This window comes from Streptomyces sp. NPDC045967, assembly GCF_056430495.1.
In genome coordinates, this window is sequence record NZ_JBWKLE010000004.1 from 174,009 (window position 1) to 194,282 (window position 20,274).

Annotated in this window: 19 protein-coding genes and 1 tRNA gene; 9 read left to right on the top strand and 11 right to left on the bottom strand. The window is 72.0% G+C overall.

What is annotated here, in order from left to right; translation table 11 throughout:
• Positions 1-37: 37 nt before the first annotated feature.
• On the top strand, positions 38-1,021 hold the full coding sequence (bagA, locus tag AC07FY_RS10750) for an ATPase BagA (protein WP_479003607.1): 984 nt from the start codon (positions 38-40) through the stop codon (positions 1,019-1,021).
• Complete coding sequence (gene bagB, locus AC07FY_RS10755; RefSeq protein WP_479003609.1) at positions 1,018-2,259, top strand: ATPase BagB; 1,242 nt, start codon at positions 1,018-1,020, stop codon at positions 2,257-2,259. The genes bagA and bagB overlap by 4 nt, the downstream gene beginning before the upstream one ends.
• A gap of 36 nt (positions 2,260-2,295) precedes the next feature.
• Here bagB and AC07FY_RS10760 read toward each other — a convergent pair whose 3' ends face one another.
• Positions 2,296-2,646: a WhiB family transcriptional regulator gene (locus AC07FY_RS10760; protein WP_257559391.1), complete on the bottom strand. Its 351-nt coding sequence runs from the start codon at positions 2,644-2,646 to the stop codon at positions 2,296-2,298.
• Between the two features lie 397 nt (positions 2,647-3,043).
• Between AC07FY_RS10760 and AC07FY_RS10765 the strand changes: the two genes are divergently transcribed.
• Positions 3,044-5,326, top strand: coding sequence for a transglycosylase domain-containing protein (locus tag AC07FY_RS10765; protein ID WP_479003612.1), 2,283 nt, complete (start codon positions 3,044-3,046; stop codon positions 5,324-5,326).
• 71 nt (positions 5,327-5,397) lie between these two features.
• Here AC07FY_RS10765 and AC07FY_RS10770 read toward each other — a convergent pair whose 3' ends face one another.
• Positions 5,398-5,859, bottom strand: a complete 462-nt coding sequence (locus AC07FY_RS10770) for a GatB/YqeY domain-containing protein (protein ID WP_479003614.1) — start codon at positions 5,857-5,859, stop codon at positions 5,398-5,400.
• Between the two features lie 68 nt (positions 5,860-5,927).
• On the opposite strand from AC07FY_RS10770, the gene AC07FY_RS10775 reads away from it, so the two are divergent.
• The 4 genes from AC07FY_RS10775 to AC07FY_RS10790 all read left to right on the top strand — a co-directional run bounded on the left by AC07FY_RS10775 (position 5,928) and on the right by AC07FY_RS10790 (position 9,083).
• Positions 5,928-6,866 (top strand): metallophosphoesterase, encoded by a 939-nt coding sequence (locus tag AC07FY_RS10775; RefSeq protein ID WP_479003616.1) that lies wholly within the window; start codon positions 5,928-5,930, stop codon positions 6,864-6,866.
• Positions 6,867-7,027: 161 nt separating this feature from the next.
• Positions 7,028-7,342 (top strand): Pr6Pr family membrane protein, encoded by a 315-nt coding sequence (locus tag AC07FY_RS10780; RefSeq protein ID WP_479003618.1) that lies wholly within the window; start codon positions 7,028-7,030, stop codon positions 7,340-7,342.
• 40 nt (positions 7,343-7,382) lie between these two features.
• Positions 7,383-7,456, top strand: a tRNA-Pro gene (locus AC07FY_RS10785).
• Between the two features lie 112 nt (positions 7,457-7,568).
• Positions 7,569-9,083: a SulP family inorganic anion transporter gene (locus tag AC07FY_RS10790; RefSeq protein WP_479003620.1), complete on the top strand. Its 1,515-nt coding sequence runs from the start codon at positions 7,569-7,571 to the stop codon at positions 9,081-9,083.
• Positions 9,084-9,152: 69 nt separating this feature from the next.
• Here the strand turns inward: AC07FY_RS10790 and AC07FY_RS10795 are convergent, their stop codons facing one another.
• Both AC07FY_RS10795 and codA read right to left on the bottom strand, forming a co-directional pair.
• Positions 9,153-9,659, bottom strand: a complete 507-nt coding sequence (locus AC07FY_RS10795) for a DUF5956 family protein (protein WP_479003623.1) — start codon at positions 9,657-9,659, stop codon at positions 9,153-9,155.
• Between the two features lie 39 nt (positions 9,660-9,698).
• Positions 9,699-11,003 carry a cytosine deaminase gene (codA, locus tag AC07FY_RS10800; RefSeq protein ID WP_479003625.1) on the bottom strand — a complete coding sequence of 435 codons (1,305 nt, stop codon included), beginning with the start codon at positions 11,001-11,003 and terminating at the stop codon, positions 9,699-9,701.
• A gap of 197 nt (positions 11,004-11,200) precedes the next feature.
• Here codA and AC07FY_RS10805 point away from each other — a divergent pair, with 197 nt between their 5' ends.
• Entirely contained in the window at positions 11,201-12,976 is a 1,776-nt protein-coding gene (locus AC07FY_RS10805) for a S9 family peptidase (RefSeq protein ID WP_479004509.1), read from the top strand.
• A 261-nt stretch (positions 12,977-13,237) separates the two neighbouring features.
• Positions 13,238-14,014 carry an SURF1 family protein gene (locus AC07FY_RS10810; protein ID WP_479003628.1) on the top strand — a complete coding sequence of 259 codons (777 nt, stop codon included), beginning with the start codon at positions 13,238-13,240 and terminating at the stop codon, positions 14,012-14,014.
• A gap of 46 nt (positions 14,015-14,060) precedes the next feature.
• Here AC07FY_RS10810 and AC07FY_RS10815 read toward each other — a convergent pair whose 3' ends face one another.
• From AC07FY_RS10815 to AC07FY_RS10845, 7 genes are all read right to left on the bottom strand, one after another.
• Positions 14,061-15,134, bottom strand: a complete 1,074-nt coding sequence (locus tag AC07FY_RS10815) for a hypothetical protein (RefSeq protein ID WP_479003631.1) — start codon at positions 15,132-15,134, stop codon at positions 14,061-14,063.
• Positions 15,131-15,904, bottom strand: coding sequence for a SigE family RNA polymerase sigma factor (locus AC07FY_RS10820; protein ID WP_479003634.1), 774 nt, complete (start codon positions 15,902-15,904; stop codon positions 15,131-15,133). The genes AC07FY_RS10815 and AC07FY_RS10820 overlap by 4 nt, the downstream gene beginning before the upstream one ends.
• A gap of 169 nt (positions 15,905-16,073) precedes the next feature.
• Complete coding sequence (locus tag AC07FY_RS10825) at positions 16,074-17,147, bottom strand: aspartate-semialdehyde dehydrogenase (protein WP_479003637.1); 1,074 nt, start codon at positions 17,145-17,147, stop codon at positions 16,074-16,076.
• A complete protein-coding gene (locus tag AC07FY_RS10830) occupies positions 17,144-18,418 on the bottom strand; it encodes an aspartate kinase (protein ID WP_479003640.1) in 1,275 nt (424 codons plus the stop codon). Before AC07FY_RS10830 ends, AC07FY_RS10825 begins: the two co-directional genes overlap by 4 nt.
• 121 nt (positions 18,419-18,539) lie before the next feature.
• Positions 18,540-19,187, bottom strand: a complete 648-nt coding sequence (locus AC07FY_RS10835; protein WP_479003642.1) for a DUF5063 domain-containing protein — start codon at positions 19,185-19,187, stop codon at positions 18,540-18,542.
• Complete coding sequence (recR, locus tag AC07FY_RS10840; RefSeq protein ID WP_479003645.1) at positions 19,180-19,779, bottom strand: recombination mediator RecR; 600 nt, start codon at positions 19,777-19,779, stop codon at positions 19,180-19,182. The genes AC07FY_RS10835 and recR overlap by 8 nt, the downstream gene beginning before the upstream one ends.
• 45 nt (positions 19,780-19,824) lie before the next feature.
• Positions 19,825-20,169 carry a YbaB/EbfC family nucleoid-associated protein gene (locus AC07FY_RS10845; protein WP_479003648.1) on the bottom strand — a complete coding sequence of 115 codons (345 nt, stop codon included), beginning with the start codon at positions 20,167-20,169 and terminating at the stop codon, positions 19,825-19,827.
• Positions 20,170-20,274: the final 105 nt, after the last annotated feature.

Sequence of the window (20,274 nt, forward strand, 5' to 3'; positions counted from 1 at the left end):
CCTGCGGTCGGGAGCGAAGGAATTAGGCTCGGACGCTGTGAGCAGGCTCCAGGTGGTCAGCGGCAAGGGCGGCACCGGCAAGACCACGGTCGCCGCGGCACTCGCGCTCGCCCTCGCACGCGAGGGCAAGCGGACTCTTCTCGTGGAGGTCGAGGGCAGGCAGGGCATCGCACAGCTCTTCGGTACGGAGGCGCTCCCCTACGAGGAGCGGAAGATCGCCGTCGCGCCCGGCGGCACCGGTGAGGTCTTCGCCCTCGCCATCGACGCCGAGCGGGCGCTGCTGGATTACCTCCAGATGTTCTACAAGCTCGGCTCCGCGGGGCGCGCGCTCAAGAAGCTCGGCGCCATCGACTTCGCGACGACCATCGCCCCCGGCCTGCGCGACGTCCTGCTGACCGGCAAGGCGTGCGAGGCGGTGCGGCGCAGGGACAAAGCGGGCCGGTACGTCTACGACCACGTGGTCATGGACGCGCCGCCGACCGGGCGGATCACCCGGTTCCTGAACGTCAACGACGAGGTGGCGGGCCTGGCCCGGTTCGGGCCGATCCACCACCAGGCGCAGGCCGTCATGAAGGTGCTCAAGTCGCCCGAGACGGCTGTGCACCTGGTCACCCTGCTGGAGGAGATGCCCGTCCAGGAGACCGCGGACGGCATCGCGGAACTGCGCGGGGCCGGGCTGCCGGTCGGCCGGGTCGTGGTCAACATGGTGCGCCCGCACCACCTCGACGAGGACACGCTGCGGGCCGCCGCCGAGGACCACCGGGCCGGGGTGGCCCGGGCGCTGTCCCGGGCGGGCCTGGGCGGTGCGCGCCGCGGCGGGCTGGCCGAGCGGCTGGTGGACCCGCTGCTCGCGCAGGCCGCCGAGCACGCGGGGCGGGTGGAGCTGGAGCGCGCACAGCGTGCGGTACTGGCCGGGCTGGAGGTGCCGACGTACGAACTCCCGCTGCTGGGCGCGGGGGTGGACCTGGCCGGCTTGTACGAGCTGGCCAGGGAACTGCGCAAGCAGTCGGTGGGCGAATGAGCGAGGGGGTGGACATCGTGGGCCTGGACATTCCGCCGCGGTTGGCGGTCGACGGGCTGCTGGACGACCCGCGGACCGGGATCATCGTGTGCTGCGGTGCGGGCGGGGTCGGCAAGACCACCACCGCCGCGGCCCTCGGTGTACGGGCGGCCGAGCGGGGCCGGAAGGTGGTCGTGCTGACCATCGACCCGGCGCGGCGCCTGGCGCAGTCGATGGGGATCGACTCGCTGGACAACACCCCGCGCGCGGTGGCGACCGTGGGGACCGGCGGCGGCCGGCTGCACGCCATGATGCTGGACATGAAGCGGACCTTCGACGAGATCGTCGAGGCGCACGCGGACCGCGACCGGGCCGAGGCGATCCTGGCCAATCCCTTCTACCAGTCCCTGTCGGCCGGGTTCGCGGGCACGCAGGAGTACATGGCGATGGAGAAGCTGGGTCAGCTGCGGGCCCGGGATGACTGGGACCTGATCATCGTGGACACCCCGCCGAGCCGGTCCGCGCTGGACTTCCTGGACGCGCCGAAGCGGCTCGGGTCCTTCCTGGACGGCAAGTTCATCCGCGTGCTGATGGCTCCGGCGAAGGTGGGCGGCCGGGCGGGGATGAAGTTCCTGAACGTCGGCATGTCGATGATGACGGGCACCCTGAGCAAGTTGATGGGGGCCTCGCTGCTGAAGGACGTACAGACCTTCGTGGCCGCGATGGACAGCATGTTCGGCGGTTTCCGCACGCGCGCGGACGCCACCTTCCGGCTGCTGCAGGCTCCCGGTACGGCCTTCCTCGTGGTCGCGGCCCCCGAACCGGACGCCCTGCGCGAGGCGGCGTACTTCGTGGAGCGGCTGGCCGCGGAGAAGATGCCGCTGGCCGGTCTGGTGCTCAACCGGGTGCACGGCAGCGGCGCCGACCAGCTGTCCGCCGAGCGGGCCCTGGCCGCCGCGGAGAATCTTGAAGAGGGCGGCATTGTCGATCAGGAGCCCGGGAAAGCTGGGTTTCGTGACCCCGGCTTCGACGGCTCCCCCGCCCCCGACGTGGACGAGATCACGGCAGGACTGCTGCGGCTGCACGCCGAGCGGATGCAGGTGATCGCGCGCGAGCAGCGCACGCGTGACCGCTTCACCTCACTGCATCCCGAGGTGGCGGTGGCCGAAGTGGCGGCCCTGCCCGGCGATGTGCACGACCTCGCCGGGCTTCGGACCATCGGTGAACGACTCGCGGCCGGTGTTCCGGCCGGAGCATAGGTGTTCGGCGTCCGTACGACGTGGTGGTCGGGTGATCTACCCGGCCGCCGCGTACGTCTCGTAGGGAACGTCGATCTCCTCGTCGGCATCCATGGTGAGGATGCCCGTGCTGCGCTCGTACTCCGTGCGGGCGGTCTCGAGCAGCCGTCGCCACGAGGTGACGGTGGGACGCCTGCGCAGCAGCGCTCGGCGTTCCCGCTCGGTCATTCCGCCCCACACTCCGAACTCGACACGGTTGTCGAGCGCGTCGGCCAGGCACTCGGTCCGCACCGGACATCCGGTGCACACCGCCTTGGCCCTGTTCTGTGCCGCTCCTTGAACGAACAGTTCATCCGGATCGGTAGTGCGGCAGGCTGCCTGCGCACTCCAGTCGGTAACCCAGCCCATCCCGGCGCCGTCCTCTCCCGAATCGAGGCTCCCCCACGGCGGCAGCGGCATATTCACCGCTGCCAGTTGAGGACGTTACGGAAGGCGGGCACAGTGCAACACCCCCGTCGGGCCCAATCTTGAATGGTCCGAACGGACTATGGGTGAGCGTGAGATCACTCGACGGAGTGATCGCGCGACATGCCCGACCATTCCGGCGATTCGGGTGAAATCACCGAGTCGCCAGAGAGGTGCCCTCAACGCCGGGGGCGGGATTCGGACATGAGTCCACCCCATTCGGGAAGGGTGAAAATCAAGCCGGGGGGTTGATGTCGGGCCGCGCCGCTGTGACAGTTGAGGACAGCTTAGGCCAAGGCATTCGCGCGTGTCCGGCGAATCAGAACGTAGGCTGCCCCCCATGGGAAAGAAGCGCTCGGGCGGCGGGCTCACGGGGAGCCAGCAGGCCGCCAAGTTCCTCGGGGTGTCCGTTCTCTCCGGAGTCGTGCTGGCCGGCATGGCGATTCCGGCGGCAGGCGCCCTGGGGCTCGCGGCCAAGGGCACGGTCGAGGGATTCGACGAGATCCCGGCCAATCTCAAGACCCCGCCGCTGAGCCAGCGGACCACGATTCTGGACTCCGAAGGTGGCTTGATCGCCACTGTCTATTCGCGTGACCGCCAGGTGGTCCCCCTCACGGCGATCTCCCCGTACATGCAGAAGGCGATCGTCGCCATCGAGGACTCGCGTTTCTACGAGCACGGCGCGGTCGACCTCAAGGGCATCCTGCGCGCGGTCAACCGCAACGCCCAGGAGGGCGGCGCCGCACAGGGCGCCTCCACGCTCACGCAGCAGTACGTGAAGAACGTGTTCGTCGAAGAGGCCGGCGACGACGAGACCAAGGTGCGCGAGGCCCAGGAGAAGAGCCTCGGCCGCAAGATCCGCGAGTTGAAGTACGCGATCCAGGTCGAGGAGGAACTCGGGAAGAAGAAGATCCTCGAGAACTACCTCAACATCACGTACTTCGGCCAGCAGGCGTACGGAATCGAATCCGCGGCCCAGCGCTACTTCAGCAAGCCGGCCAAGGACCTGGCCCTGGAGGAGTCCGCGCTGCTCGCGGGCGTCGTCCAGTCGCCGAGCCGCTACGACCCGGTGAACGACTCCCAGGAGGCGATGAAGCGGCGCAACATCGTCCTGCAGCGGATGGCCGACATCAAGGACGTCTCCCAGGCGGAGGCGGACGCGGCGAAGGCCAAGCCCGTCGTGCTGAAGGTGACCCGGCCCAAGAACGGCTGCATCACCGCGGTCAAGGGCGCGGGCTTCTTCTGCGACTACGTCCGCAACACGTTCCTGGCCGACGCCGTCTTCGGCAAGACCCGCGAGGAGCGGGCGAAGGTCTGGAACCAGGGCGGCCTGACGGTCCGCACCACCCTGGACCCGCAGTCCCAGGACGCGGCCAACGAGTCGATCAAGGACCACGTCAACCAGGACGACTCGATCGCGACGGCCGTGACCATGGTCCAGCCGGGCACGGGCCGGGTCCTGGCGATGGGCCAGTCGAAGCCGTACGGCTTCGGGAAGAACGAGACGCAGATCAACTACTCCGTGGACAAGCGGATGGGCGGCTCGAACTTCGGCTTCCAGGTCGGCTCCACGTTCAAGCCGTTCATCGCGGCCGCCGCCATAGAGCGGGGCATGCCGGCGTCCAAGGTGTACCCGGCGCCGAACAAGATGGACTACCCGAGCCCGGTGCTGAAGTGCGACGGCACCAACTGGCTCAACCTGCCGCTGTCGAACGGGAAACTGCAGACGGCCGAGAACGAGACCGAGGACGAGGTCGGCCCGTACGCCCTGCGCACGGCGATGGAGAAGTCCATCAACACCTACTTCGTGCAGATGATCTCGGAGATCGGCCTCTGCCCGGTGATGGAGATGACGCAGAAGCTCGGCGTGGTCTCGGCCAACGGCGAGAAGCTGGTGGAGTCCCCCGCGATCGCGCTCGGCTCCGCCGAGCTCTCCCCCCTGACGATGGCCAACGCCTACGCGACCTTCGCCAACCGCGGTGTCTACTGCACGCCGGTCGCCATCGAGTCGATCACCGACGCGCACGGCAAGGCGCTCGCCGTGCCGAAGCCCAAGTGCGACCGGGCGATGGCCGTGGAGACCGCCGACACCATCAACACGCTGCTGCGCGGAGTGGTCGACTCCGGCACCGGTGAGCGGGCCGGCCTGACCGACCGCGACAGCGCCGGCAAGACCGGTACGACGGACTCCCGACACAACGCCTGGTTCGTCGGCTACACCCCGAACCTCTCGGGCGCGGTGTGGGTCGGCTCCGGCGGCGCGAAGAAGATCACGATGGAGAACATCGAGATCGGCGACCGGTACTACGAGAAGGTCTTCGGCGGCGGTCTGCCCGGCCCGATCTGGAAGGACGCGGTCACCGGCGCGCTGGCCGGCCGTGAGGCCCCCGTCTTCACCACCGTCGGCATCCCCGAGCCGCTGCTCCCTGGCGGCAGCAACGGCGGGCGCCCGGCCACCAACCCGAGCAAGCCCGGCAAGCCGAACCGGCCCGGTGGCGACAACAAGCCCGGCGGACGCCCGGGCGGCACCGACGGCGGGACGACGGGCGGCGCCACGCCGGAGAACCCGTTCCCCGGGATCTCGCTCCCGCCGGGCATCATCGGCGGCCGCGACGGCCAGTAGGCGGCACGTACGACGAGAGGGGCCCCCGACCGGTATCCGGTCGGGGGCCCCTCTCGGCATCCGCCCGCGGCTCAGGCGAGCTGCTGCTTGACGACGGCGGCCACGCGCCCGCCCTCGGCCAGCCCGGCGACCTTCGGGTTCACGATCTTCATGACGGCGCCCATGGCCCGCGGCCCCTCCGCGCCCGCCGCCCTGGCCTCCGCGACGGCCTGCGCCACGATCGCGACGAGTTCGTCGTCGGTCAGCTGCTTCGGCAGGTAGGTGTCGAGGAACTCGCCCTCCGCCGTCTCCCGTGCGGCCTGCTCGGGACGGCCCCCCTGGCCGAACGCCTCCGCCGCCTCGCGGCGCTTCTTCGCCTCCTTGGCGATCACCTTGAGGACTTCTTCGTCGGAGAGGACACGGGCCTCCTTGCCCGCGACCTCCTCCTTGGTGATCGCGGCGAGGGTCAGCCGCAGCGTGGACGCGTGCAGCTCTTCGCGCGCCTTGATGGCGGTCGTGAGGTCTTCCTGGAGCCTGGCCTTGAGCGTGGTCATGCCCTTGAGTCTGCCACCTGCGGGGGCGGCGGCGCCCGCGGGTTTTGCGCGTCTGCGACGATGGGACCATGCGTGCGCGTTACGGAGTCCCCCTGAAGGCAGCTGCCGGAATCGCCGCGGTGGGGGCCGCGGGCGTGGCCTATGCCGCCGGCTTCGAAGCCAGGTCCTTCCGGCTGCGCCGGGTCACGGTGCCCGTCCTGCCCCAGGGCATGCGCCCTTTGCGCGTCCTGCAGGTCTCGGACATCCACATGGTCGGCGGGCAGCGCAAGAAGCGCGCCTGGCTCCAGGCCCTGGCGGGCCTGCGCCCCGACTTCGTCGTCAACACCGGCGACAACCTCTCCGACACCGAGGGCGTCCCCGAACTGCTCGACGCGCTGGGCCCCCTGATGGACCTTCCCGGCGTGTACGTCTTCGGGTCGAACGACTACTACGGGCCCCGGCTGCGCAACCCCGGCCGCTACCTCCTCGAGAAGGCCCAGGGCCGGCACGGGCTGAACGGCAACAAGCCGGTCGTCGGGGCCGTGCACAACCCCTGGGAGGAGATGCGGGACGCCTTCGACGCCGCGGGCTGGCTGAACCTCACCAACACCCGGGCGCGGTTGAAACTGGACGGCCTGGAGCTGGCCTTCACCGGGCTGGACGACCCGCACATCAAGCGCGACCGGTACGAGCGGGTGGCGGGTGGCCCGGAGCCCGACGCCGACTTCTCGATGGCCGTCGTGCACGCCCCGTACCTGCGGGTCCTCGATGCCTTCACCGCCGACCGCTACCCGCTGATCCTCGCCGGGCACACCCACGGCGGGCAGCTGTGCATCCCCTTCTACGGGGCGCTCGTCACCAACTGCGACCTGGACACCGAGCGGGTGAAGGGCCTGTCCGCGCACGAGGCGGGCGGCCACCGGGCGTACCTGCACGTCTCGGCCGGCTGCGGCACCAACCGGTTCACCCCGGTCCGCTTCGCCTGTCCGCCGGAAGCCACCCTGCTGACCCTGGCGCCCAAGGCGTAGGGCGGGCGGATGCCCGGTATGACCCGGTGCCCAGCGCCTCGTCCCGGCGGTCTTGCGCGCCCTGATCTGCGCGGCCGCGGTGACGGGGGTGGCCATCGAGTGCGCGTACGGCAGCCTGCCGGTCGTGCTGAGCTTCTTCACCATCTGGACCAACATCGCGGGTGGCGGTCGTCTTCGGCGTCCGCGCCGTCCGCGCCCGGCAGGGCAGGCCGGACACCCGCCCCCTCCTCCGGGGCGGGGTCCTGATCTTCATCCTGATCGCCGGGCTCACGAGCCGGTACCCGTACCCCTTCCTCGACGCGGCCCGGTACGGCTACGGCCGCGTCGCCCTGAACGCGGCCGTCCTGGGTGTCCTCTTCGCCGCCCTCGGCCTCGCCCTGGTCGCGTTGGACCGCCGCCGCCCGGTACCCGCCCCGGCGGTGTGCCCACCACGCGAAAACCGGATTTCGTCTCCGGCCGAGGGTCCGCTAAAGTAATCGATGTCGCCAGGGCAGCAAGCGCTGCGAGGGTGACGATCGGGGTGTAGCGCAGCTTGGCAGCGCGCTTCGTTCGGGACGAAGAGGTCGTGGGTTCAAATCCCGCCACCCCGACTTCGCAAGACCAGGTCGAGGGCCTGATCCGCATCGCGGATCAGGCCCTTCCTGTCGTTTCCGCGTGCCCGTCCGCCGGTTCGGGCGCATCCGAGCCCGAGGTCCGAGGTCCGTGTCTTCTTCCCCCGCGTCCGGGTCCGTGCTGCTGTGCGGCATACGCCGGGCGGTCCGGTCCCTCCGGTTGTCGCCCCGCGAACTGCGGACCGAGGTGCTCGCCGGCCTGGTCGTCGCACTCGCGCTGATTCCCGAGGCGATCTCGTTCTCGATCATCGCCGGGGTGGATCCGGCGATCGGGCTGTTCGCCTCGTTCACCATGGCCGTGGTGATCTCCGTGGTGGGCGGCCGGCCGGCGATGATCTCCGCCGCCACCGGCGCGGTCGCCCTGGTCATCGCCCCGCTGAACCGGGAGCATGGGCTGGGCTACCTGATCGCCGCGGTGATCCTGGCCGGCGTCTTCCAGATCGTGCTCGGCGCGCTGGGCGTGGCGAAGCTGATGCGGTTCATCCCGCGCTCGGTGATGGTGGGCTTCGTCAACTCCCTCGCCATTCTCGTCTTCATGGCCCAGGTGTCCGAGATGAGCGGCGTGCCTTGGGCGGCCTACGCGCTGTTCGCCGCCGGACTGGCGCTGCTGGTGCTCTTCCCCCGGATCACGAAGGCGGTGCCCGCGCCGCTCGTCTCCGTCGTCGCGCTCACCGCGATCACCGTGGCCGCGGGCATCGCCGTCCCGACCGTGGGCGACAAGGGCGCGCTGCCGTCGGCGCTGCCCGTGCCGGGCCTGCCGGACGTGCCGTTCACCCTGGACACGCTGGCCCTCATCGCCCCGTACGCACTGGGCATGGCCCTCGTCGGGCTGATGGAGTCGCTGATGACGGCGAAGCTGGTCGACGAGATCACCGACACCCGGTCCTCGAAGACGCGGGAGTCCATCGGCCAGGGCGTCGCCAACATCGTCACCGGATTCTTCGGCGGCATGGGCGGCTGCGCGATGATCGGCCAGACGATGATCAACGTGAAGGTGTCCGGGGCCCGCACCCGGCTGTCGACCTTCCTCTCCGGAGTCTTCCTGATGGTGCTGTGCATCGTCTTCGGCCCGGTCGTCTCCGACATCCCGATGGCGGCGCTCGTCGCGGTCATGGTCATGGTGTGCCTGGCGACCTTCGACTGGCACTCGATCGCGCCGAAGACCCTGCGGCGGATGCCCGCCGGGGAGATCACCGTCATGGCCGTCACCGTCGTGTGCGTGGTCCTCAGCCACAACCTGGCCGTCGGCGTGGTCGTCGGCTGCGTCACCGCGATGGTCGTCTTCGCCCACCGCGTCGCGCACCTCGCGCACGTCACCTCCGTCCTCGATCCGGACGGCGGGCAGGTCGTCCACCACGTGACCGGCGAGCTGTTCTTCGCCTCCTCCAACGACCTCGTCGGGCAGTTCGACTACGCCGGCGACCCGGACCGGGTGGTCATCGACCTCTCCCGCGCCCACGTGTGGGACGCCTCCTCGGTGGCGGCCCTGGACGCGATCGAGCACCGGTACGCCCAGCGGGGCAAGACCGTGCGGATCACCGGGCTGAACGAGGCGAGCGCCCGCCTCCACGAGCGGCTCAGCGGGGAGCTCACCGGCGGGCACTGACGCCTCACCGACGCTCGCCTCTGCCTCGCCTCCACTCGGCTTCCGCTCGGCCGCCGCTCGCCCCCCGCCCTACGGCTGCCGGAGCGCGGCGAGTTCCTCGCGGACCAGGGTGAGGAACCCGGCGGTCGGTCCGGGCGGCACGCCCCGGGCCTCGGCCGCCGCGTCGAGGTGGGCGAGGACCGCCGCCACCGTGGGGAGGGCGCCGACCGGGCGGAGCAGCCACAGCCGGCCCACCGGGCGGGGCGGTAGGCCGAGGGCGGCGAGGGCGGTGTCGGTCTCCTCGTCGAGGTCGCGCAGGTCGGCGGCGGGGAGCGGGGCGCAATCCACGCCGGTGATGTGCCCGTGGCCGTCCAGCGAGGTGTCCACCCCCCAGTGCGTGGAGCGGTCCGGGATCCAGGTGCGGGCCGCCGGGGGCCAGACGTACGGGAGGAACGCCCAGCGCAGTTCCTCCGGTGCGGGCTCCCAGCCGAGCGCCTCCAGCTCCCGGACCTCGGGCAGCCGGTCCGGTTCCAGTTCGCTGCGGCCCGTGCGGCGCAGCGCGAGCGGGTGCGGTGTTCCGTACTCGTCCCACGACATGCGGGCACGGTATCCGGACCGGCCGGGCCGACCCGGTCCTCACACGCTGAAGCCGACCTCCGCCGGCGGCTCGCCCGGCCAGGAGAGCACGGTCGGGGCGGGCGGGGTCCGGGCCAGGACGGTGCCGCGCGCGACGACGTACCGGGGCCGGACCTGACGGCGGATCGCCTCCTCGGGCGTCGGGGCCGGGAGCAGGACGAAGGACGCGGGTGCGCCCTCCGTGATGCCGTACTCCCCCCGGGACAGGCCCAGGACCCGCGCCGCACGGTCCGTCACCATCGAGAAGGCCAGCGGGATCTCCTGCGCGCCGGTCAGCTGGGCGGCGTACAGGCCCACCAGGGCGGTCTGGAGCGGGTTGCCGGTGCCGAGCGCGTTCCAGGGGTCCATGACGTCGTCGTGGCCGAAGGCCACGTTGACCCCCGCCGCCAGCATCTCCTTCACCTGGGTCAGCCCGCGCCGCTTGGGATAGGCGTCGAAACGGCCCTGGAGGTTGAGGTTGGCGAACGGGTTGGAGACCAGGTTGATGCCCGAACGGGACAGCAGCCGCTGGAGTTTGTAGCTGTAGGCGCCGTTGTAGGAGCCCATGGCCGTCGTGTGGGAGGCCGTGGCGCGCTCGCGCAGGCCCGTGCGCAGCGCCAGGGTGGCCAGTACCTCCACGAAGCGGGACTGCTCGTCGTCGATCTCGTCGCAGTGCGCGTCCAGGCGCAGCCCGTGCTCCTCGGCCAGCGCGAAGGCGGTGTGCAGCGAGGCGACGCCGTCCTCGCGGGTGTCCTCGAAGTGCGGGATGGCGCCGACCACGTCCGCGCCGCGCCGGACGGCTTCGCGCAGCAGCGCCTCGCCGTCCGGGAAGGAGACGATCCCCTCCTGCGGGAAGGCCGTGATCTGCAGGGTCATCACGTCCCGGACCCGGTCGCGCACCTCCAGCAGCGCGTCGAGCGCGGTGAGCGCCGGATCGGTCACGTCGCAGTGGGTCCGAACGTGCAGCACGCCCTGCGCGGCCTGCCAGCGCAGCACCTCGGTGGCGCGGGCGACGACGTCCTCGCGGGTCAGGCTCCGCTTGCGCTCGCTCCAGCAGGCGATGCCCTCCCAGAGGGTGCCGGAGGCGTTGGGGCGCGGTTCGCCGGCCGTCAGGGCCGTGTCGAGGTGGATGTGCGGTTCGACGAAGGGCGCGGTGAGCAGTGAACCGCGGGCCTCGATGAGGGTTCCGGTGGCGGGCGGCTCCTTCTGGTCGTCGTACGGGACCACCCGCGCGATCCGGCCGTCCTCGGCGACCTCCACGTCGGACAGCGTGTCGGACGGGCCGTGAGCGTGCAGCAGCCGGGCACCCCGGAGGATCATCCGCATGCGGCCAGCGTACGCATGCGGCCCGCACGGGGCGGAGGTAAGGGTTCCGTCGTGCACCCGTCCGGAGCAGTCGCCGGCCCGGCGCGGCGTGTGGCAAGAATGGGGGCATGACCAGCGATACCGATCTGACCACCGGCGAGAACACGAGCGCGGGCGCGGGCCCGGCCGCGGGAGCCGGCGCGGCCCCCGCCGACGGGATGCCCGCCTGGGAGAAGCGGTTCCGGGCGCCGCGCGTCGGACTGCCCGAATGGGCCGAGGACGCCCCGGACCGATCGCTCTTCGTCTCCAACGCGACCGGGACCTTCGAGCTCTACGCCTGGGACCGGGCGACCGGAACCCAGCGGCAGGCCACCGACCGCCCCAACGGCACCACCGACGGCACGCTCTCCCCCGACGGCGAGTGGATCTGGTGGTTCTCCGACACCGACGGCGACGAGTTCGGCACCTGGGTGCGCCAGCCCTTCGCGGGCGGCCCCGACGAGCCGGCCACCCCGGGGCTGGAGCCCTCCTACCCCGCCGGGCTGGCCATCGGCCGGGACGGCACGGCCGTCGTGGGCCGCTCCACCGACGAGGACGGCACGACCATCCACGTGGTCCGGCCGGACGGCTCCGCGCCCTCCGTGATCTACCGGCACCGGGAGTCGGCCGGGGTCGGCGACCTGTCCCGGGACGGGACCCTCGTCGCCGTCGAGCACACCGAGCACGGCGACGCCCTGCACTCGGCGCTGCGCGTGGTCACCCTCGACGGGACCACCGTCGCCGAGCTGGACGACTCCCGGGGCGGCACCGAGGACCTGGGCCTGGAAGTCCTGGGCTTCGCGCCGGTCGCGGGCGACACCCGGCTGCTGGTCGGCCACCAGCGGCGCGGCCGGTGGGAGCCGATGGTGTTCGACGTGGCCACCGGCGCCGAGGAGGAGCTCGCGATCGATCTGCCGGGCGATGTCAGCGCCGAGTGGTACCCGGACGGTTCCGCCCTGTTGATCGCGCATGAGTTCGAGGCGCGCAGCGAGCTGTGGCGCTACGACCTCGCCGCGCGCGAGCTCGTCCGCGTGGACACCCCGCCGGGGACGGTGTCGGGCGCCACGGCGCGGCCCGACGGGACGGTGGAGTACCAGTGGTCCTCGGCTGCGGAGCCCCCGGCCGTACGGTCCACCTCGGGCGCGACCGTCCTGGACCCGCCCGGCTTCCGGGCGCCCGGCTCGGTGCCCGTGGAGGACGTATGGGTGGAGGGCCCCCGCGGGCGGATCCACGCCCTCGCGCAGCGGCCGGCCGGCCACGGCGACGGCCCCTTCCCGACGGTCTTCGAGATCCACGGCGGTCCGACCCACCACGACAGCGACGCCTTCGCGGCGACCCCGGCCGCCTGGCTCGACCACGGCTTCGCGGTCGTGCGGGTCAACTACCGCGGCTCGACGGGCTACGGCCGCGCCTGGACGGACGCCTTGAAGCACCGGGTCGGCCTGATCGAGCTGGAGGACATCGCGGCGGTCCGCGCATGGGCGGTGTCCTGCGGACTGGCGGACCCGGCCGCGCTCGTCCTCTCCGGTGGCTCGTGGGGCGGCTACCTGACGCTGCTCGGCCTGGGCACGCAGCCCGACGCCTGGGCGGTGGGCCTGGCGTCCGTGCCGGTCGCCGACTACGTGACGGCCTACCACGACGAGATGGAGGCGCTGAAGTCCCTGGACCGCACCCTCTTCGGCGGCACGCCGGAGGAGGTGCCGGACCGCTTCGCGGCCTCCTCGCCGCTGACTTACGTCGACGCGGTGAAGGCTCCCGTGCACATCGCGGCCGGCGTCAACGACCCGCGCTGCCCGATCCGGCAGATCGACAACTACGTCGACCGGCTCGCGGCGCGCGGCGCGGAGCACGCGGTGTACCGCTACGACGCCGGGCACGGCTCGCTGGTCGTGGAGGAGCGGATCAAGCAGGTCCGCATGGAGCTGGAGTTCGCGCTGAAGCACCTGCCCCGCTAGGCCCTGTCGTCAACGTCCCGCCTGGCCCGCGCCACTTTGACGACAGGACCTAGTGCTGGGGCCGGAAGGGTTCGCCGGGCCGCGATGTCCGGTGCGGTGCATCGCAGGGCGGAGGGCCGCGGCTCGTACTGGACGTACTCGCGCGGTCCGACGACGCGGCGGGGCGCCGTGCCGGGCGCCGCGACGCGGTGAACCATTTCCGGACACAGCACTGGCGCCCCCGCCGGACCTCATCCGGTGCACCCCCCGTACGGTGGTGGGGTGCACCGGTTTCTCCTGACCCCGCGATGGTGGGGGATCAACGTCTTCGTCGCGCTCGCCGTCCCCTTCTGCCTGTTCATGGGGTCCTGGCAGCTCGACCGGTTCGAGGACCGCGTCGACAGCCACCGCGAGGCGAACTCCGTGCGTCCCGCGGAGCAGACGGCCGCGCCGCTGGACTCGCTGCTCCCGGTGGACAAGAGGACCTCCGGGCGGCTGGCCTCCGCGGCCGGTGAGTACGGCGATCAGCTGCTGGTCCCCGAGCGGCGGCTGGACGGCGAGAGCGGCTTCTACGTCCTGACCCTGCTGAAGACGGACTCCGGCAAGGCCGTCCCGGTGGTCCGGGGCTGGCTGCCGGGGGCGGCCGATCCGGCCAGGGCCCCGGCGGCGCCGGCCGGCCGGGTCGAGGTCACCGGCGCGCTCCAGGCCTCGGAGAACTCCGGCACCAAGGGGGTCCACTCCCAGGGCGGCCTGCCGGCCGGGCAGCTCGGGGTGATCGGGGCGGCCTCGCTGGTCAACCTGGTCCCCTACGACCTGTACGACGCCTGGCTGACCGTGCAGACCCCGTCGGACGGCATGACCCCGGTGCCCGCCGCGGCCCCCACCAACACCGGGCTCGACCTGAAGGCCTTCCAGAACCTCGGCTACACCGGCGAGTGGTTCGTCTTCGTCGCCTTCGTGCTCTTCATGTGGTTCCGCCTCTACCGCCGCGAGGTGGAGACCCTGCGCGACGCAGAAGCCGGGCTGCTGCCCGCGGCGCCGGCGGCCGAGCGGGTCTGACCGCGGCACCCGTCCGGCCCTGGGCCCGCCGGGCGACCGCGCCCGGTCACGGCGCCGGCGCCGGCGCGTCCACCGGGATGGCACCCGTGCGGTACACCGTCCCCCCGCAGGCCTCGGTAATCGTCGTCCGCGTGACCGGGGCGCCCGTCGGGGGCGTGTGGGACACGGCGACACCCGGCGCCTCCGGGGGCGTCGCACTCGTCTCCGGTTCGACGACGGGCGTGTCGGCGGACTGGCCCTGCGGCGGCTTCGTCCCCGCGTCCGGGCTGGCCGTGGCGCACGGTTCGGCCGGCGGCACCCAGGCGAAGCGCACCTCATAGGCCGAGTTGGGCGGGAGCACGAGCACCGGTGCCTCCGGCGACGGATCGGGCAGCAGCCCGCTCGCCGGGTCCCCCGCCGTGTGGCCGACCACGGCGACGCCCGAGCCGGGACCGGTCGGGGCGCCCGCCGCGGCGGCCGCCGTCACGGTGTCCGGGCCGGTGACGGCGCAGCCCAGCGGCGAGACGTTGGTGACCTTGAAGCTGCCGTAGATCTTGCCGTCGGCCTCCGGGGTGCGGGCCGAGCCCACCACCCCCAGCTGCTCGGCCCCGCACCCGGGCACGCCCGAGGCGGCCGCCGGCGGTTGGGGGCCGTTGCCGCCGCCCACGGCCGTGCCGGGGTCGGCGCCGCTGCTCGTCGGGCCGGCCGTGACGCCGCCCGTCGGGGAGCCGCCGGCCGCCCGGTCCGGCTCGCCGGTGGTACCGCCCGCCTCGGGCGCGCCACCACCGGAACGGGTGGCCCTGGGGTGGCTGCCGGACCCGTTCTGGTGCGGGTCGGAGGATGCGGCGCCGGGCTTCCCGCCGGCCTCCGCGCCGTGCCCGGCCATCGCCGAACGCCCGGTGCCGGTGTCCGGGCCGGCCGTCAGGTGCAGGGCGGCCGGGACGGCGGCCGAGGCGAGCAGCGCGACGGCCGCGGCGCCCACGATCGCCTGCCGTTTCAGCCTCCGGCGGGCGGGGACGGCGCACCGCAGCCGCTCCAGTGCGCCATCGGCCGGCTCCAGGCCCTCGACGGCGCCGCGCAGCAGGCCCCGCAGCGCCTCTTCGTCGCCCGCGCCGCCGGGTGCGGTCTGGTCGTCCCTCATGACTGCGCAGCCTCCATCGCCACCCGCAGCGCGGCAATCCCCCGCGATCCGTACGCCTTCACCGAGCCGAGCGACACCCCGAGCGTCTCCGCCACCTGGGCTTCCGTCATGTCCGCGAAGTACCGCAGCACGAGCACCTCTCGCTGGCGGCGCTGGAGTCCGCGCATCGCTTTGATCAGATCGTCCCGCTCCAGCCGGTCGTACGCGCCCTCCTCGGCGCTCGCCATGTCCGGCATGGGCTTCGACAGCAGTTTGAGGCCGAGGATGCGCCGGCGCAGGGCGGAGCGGGAGAGGTTCACGACGGTCTGGCGCAGGTAGGCCAGCGTCTTGTCGCGGTCACGGACCCGGTTGCGGGCCGAGTGCACGCGGATGAACGCCTCCTGGACCACGTCCTCGCAGGAGGCGGTGTCGTCGAGGAGCAGCGCGGCGAGGCCCAGGAGGGAGCGGTAGTGCGCCTGGTAGGTCTCGGTGAGGTGGTCGACGGTGGTGCCCGCCACGACCTCGGTCACGGCCTGCGCCCCGGACGTTCCGGGCGCTCCGACCGCCCCGGGCGCTCCTGCCGTCCCGGCCGACTCAACGCTGTCGCGCGGCGAGGGCACACGGCCGCCCCGGTTCGGTACGGCGGCCCGGAAGGGCAGCTCGGAGGACCCGGCCGGCGGGACGGGGACGATCACGGGAAGACCGCCGCCGGGCGCGCGTGAACCCCGGGGCGGCGGGGTGAACCCGCTGCGCGCCGGTGGGACGGCCAGTTCGAGCAGTGCCTCTGCCACGCCTGTAGGACACGCGTCCCCCCGTCAGGGTTGTACGCGCGAGGCGACCGCCACAGCAACATCCCCATTGCCCTCATGCGTACCCGCTCTTCCCGAATGCCCTGTCCATCGAGACGGCAGTCGGGCCATCACCTTGATCGAGGGATCTGCACCGATCCTACAAAGCGAACTACGCACATTCACCTGCGATCAGTTCCGCGATCTGAGCGGCGTGCAGGGCCGCGCCCTTGCGGAGGTTGTCGGCGCACACGAAGAACTCCAGCGCGTGCCGGTCGTCGAGCGAGACCCGCACCCGCCCCACCCAGGCCGGATCCGTTCCGGCGGCGTCCGCGGGGGTCGGGAACTCGCCGGCCGCCGGGTCGTCCACGAGGACCACCCCGGGCGCGGCGTCCAGGATCTGCCGGGCGTGCGCGGCGTCCACCTCGTTCTCGAACCGGGCCCGCACGGTCAGGGAGTGCCCGGTCAGCACGGGCACCTGCACGCAGGTCACCGCGACCGGCAGCCCGGGCAGGTCCAGGATCCGGCGCGTCTCGTGCCGTACCGCCAGTTCATGGGAGGACCAGCCGTCCCCGCGCAGTTCGCCGGACCAGGGCACGACGTTGAGGGCGAGCGGAGCCGCGAAGGGGCCGGTGTCCTCGCCCACGGCACGGCGCACGTCCCCGGGCTGCTCGCCGAGGGAGGTCCCGGCGACCAGCGACAGCTGGCGGCGCAGCGCCTCGGAGCCGGCCCGGCCGGCGGCGCTCGCGGCCTGGTAGGAGGAGACGGACAGCTCCGTCAGGCCGTACTCGGCGTGCAGCGCGCCCACGGCCGCGATCATCCCGGCGGTCACGCAGTCGGGGGTGGCCACGATCCCGCGCGGCCGGATCCGTACGGCGTGCGCGTTGACCTCGGGCACCACCAGGGGCACCTCGGGGTCCTCGCGGAAGGCGGCGGACCGGTCGACGACGACGGTGCCGCGCGCGGTGACGACGGGCGCCCACCGGGCCGAGACCTCGGCCGGGGTCAGGAAGAGTGCGACGTCGCCCGGACCGAGGCCGTCGAAGGCGTCCTCGGTGAGGGCGATCACCTCGGTCTCCTCCGCGCGGACGGCCAGCCTGCGGCCGGCCGAGCGCGCGGAGGCGATCAGGCGGATGTCGCCCCAGACGTCGGCCCGCTGGGACAGCATCTGGAGCAGTACGGTGCCGACCGCTCCGGTCGCCCCGACCACGGCGAGCGCCGGGGGGGAGGACCGGGCGCCGGTCATCGTCCGGTGCCTCCGTAGACGACGGCCTCGTCGCTGTCGGAGTCCAGGCCGAAGGCGGTGTGCACCGCGCGGACGGCCTCGTTGACGTCGTCCTGCCGGGTCACGACCGAGATGCGGATCTCGGAGGTGGAGATCAGCTCGATGTTGACACCCGCGTCGGACAGCGCCTGGAAGAAGGAGGCGGTGACGCCCGGGTTGGTCTTCATCCCGGCGCCGACGAGCGAGATCTTGCCGATCTGGTCGTCGTAGCGCAGCGAGTCGAAGCCGATCTGGCCCTTCGCCTTCTCCAGGGCGTCGATGGCCTTGTGGCCCTCGGTCTTGGGGAGCGTGAAGGAGATGTCGGTCAGACCCGTCGAGGCCGCCGACACGTTCTGCACGATCATGTCGATGTTGATCTCGGCGTCCGCGATGGCGCGGAAGATCGCCGCGGCCTCGCCCGGCTTGTCCGGGACGCCGACGACCGTGATCTTGGCTTCGGAGACGTCGTGGGCGACTCCGGAGATGATGGCGTGCTCCACCTGCTCGTCCCCTTGCGGATTCTCGTTGCTGACCCAGGTGCCCGGCAGTCCCGAGAAGGACGAGCGGACGTGGATCGGGATGTTGTATCGGCGTGCGTACTCGACACAGCGGTGCAGCAGCACCTTCGAACCGGAGGCGGCCAGCTCCAGCATGTCCTCGGAGGAGATCCAGTCGATCTTCCGGGCCTTCTTCACCACGCGCGGGTCGGCGGTGAACACGCCGTCCACGTCGGTGTAGATCTCGCAGACCTCGGCGTCCAGCGCCGCGGCGAGCGCGACGGCCGTGGTGTCCGAGCCGCCGCGGCCGAGGGTGGTGATGTCCTTGGAGTCCGCGGACACGCCCTGGAAGCCGGCGACGATGGCGATGTTGCCCTCGTCCAGCGCGGTGCGGATACGGCCCGGCGTGACATCGATGATGCGCGCTTTGTTGTGGACCGAGTCGGTGATCACGCCTGCCTGGCTGCCGGTGAACGACTGGGCCTCGTGGCCCAGGTTTTTGATCGCCATGGCCAGCAGGGCCATGGAGATCCGCTCTCCGGCGGTCAGCAGCATGTCGAATTCGCGTCCGGCAGGCATCGGGGACACCTGCTCGGCGAGATCGATCAGCTCGTCCGTCGTGTCGCCCATCGCGGAAACCACGACGACCACCTGGTGGCCGTTCTTCTTGGCATCCACGATCCGCTTGGCGACGCGCTTGATGCCCTCGGCATCGGCTACGGAGGAGCCTCCGTACTTCTGCACGACAAGGCCCACGTGCGCTCCTCGCTCAGTCCGTCTCATTGCTGGTGCAGTGTAACGAGCGGCCGGGATCCGACCGCCTCGTGCCACATCATGAGACGTGAAGATCAGATGACGGGTTGCCCGGAGCGGGCCCTCATGCGCGGCCGAGGCCGCCGAGCTCCTGGGCCATCACCTCTCCCGCCTGCTCCGCGAGGTCCTCCTCCGTCAGGTCCTCGTCGGTGTCCAGGCCGTCCAGCGCGGCGAGCGGCTGGTCCAGGCGGACGTGGGAGATCAGCGACTGGAGGGCGCGCAGGGTGGCCGAGGCCGTCGGGCCCCAGTTGGTGAAGTAGGAGAACTGCCACCACCACAGCGCCTCGGTGATCCGGCCCGCCTGGTGGTGGATGAGTCCGTGCCGCAGGTCGGCGACCACCTCGGCCAGGTCGTCGGAGATCCGGTGCGCCACCGGGGCCTTGCGCGGCTCGTAGGGGTCGAAGACCTCGGAGTAGACGTCGACCGGCTCCAGCATGACCGCGAACCGCTCGCGCAGGTCGTCCACGTCCGGCTCGGGGCCGAGGTCGGGCTCGTAGCGCTCTTCGGGCAGCACGTCCTGGTACGCGCCCAGCCGGCCGCCCGCCAGCAGCAGCTGGGAGACCTCCAGCAACAGGAACGGCACCGCGCTGTCGGGGTCCTCGCCCTTGGCCACCTCGGTGACCGCGACGATGAAGGACTCGATCTGGTCCGCGATCGAGGCCGCGAAATCGTCCGGGTCCTGGCCCAGTGCGTGCAGCGTTGCGTCAGACATCGAGAAGTCGCCTTCCTTCAAAGGCCCGCCCGAGCGTGACCTCGTCCGCGTACTCCAGATCTCCCCCGACGGGGAGCCCGCTGGCCAGGCGGGTGACCTTCAGGCCCATGGGCTTGATCATGCGGGCGAGGTAGGTGGCGGTGGCCTCGCCCTCCAGGTTCGGGTCGGTGGCCAGGATCAGCTCGGTCACCTCGCCGTCTGCCAGGCGCGCCAGCAGCTCGCGGATCCGCAGGTCGTCGGGGCCGACGCCCTCGATCGGGCTGATCGCTCCGCCCAGGACGTGGTACTTGCCCCGGAACTCGCGGGTCCGCTCGATCGCGACGACGTCCTTCGGCTCCTCCACGACACAGATGACCGTGGTGTCGCGGCGCGGGTCTCGGCAGATGGTGCACCGCTCCTCCTGCGCCACGTTCCCGCAGACCGCGCAGAACCGGACCTTGTCCTTCACCTCGAGCAGCGCGTGCGCGAGGCGGCGGACGTCGGTGGGCTCGGTCTGCAGGATGTGGAAGGCGATCCGCTGCGCGCTCTTGGGCCCGACGCCGGGCAGCCTGCCCAGTTCGTCGATCAGGTCCTGGACCACGCCTTCGTACAACGGACTGCCTTCTTTCGTTCGCGGGAGGGGTCGCGGGGAGGGGTACTAGAACGGGAGGCCGGGGATGCCGCTGCCGCCGCCCAGCCCCTGGGCCAGCGGGCCCAGCTTCTGCTGCTGGAGGGCCTGGGCGTTCTCGTTGGCCGCCTGGACGGCCGCGACCACCAGGTCGGCGAGCGTCTCGGTGTCCTGCGGGTCCACGGCCTTCGGGTCGATCACCAGGGCGCGCAGCTCGCCGGAGCCGGTCACCGTCGCCTTGACGAGACCGCCGCCGGCCTGGCCCTCGACCTCGGCCCCGGCCAGTTCCTCCTGGGCCGCGGCGAGGTCCTGCTGCATCTTCTGGGCCTGCTGGAGCAGCTGCTGCATGTTGGGCTGGCCACCACCGGGAATCACGGTTCACTCACTCCGTAGCATCGGTCCAAGCCCGGGACAGCTTGGTCAATCCGAGCCTACGTGCTCCCCGGGCCCCGCGCCCTACGCCGTGAGGACCAACTCTTT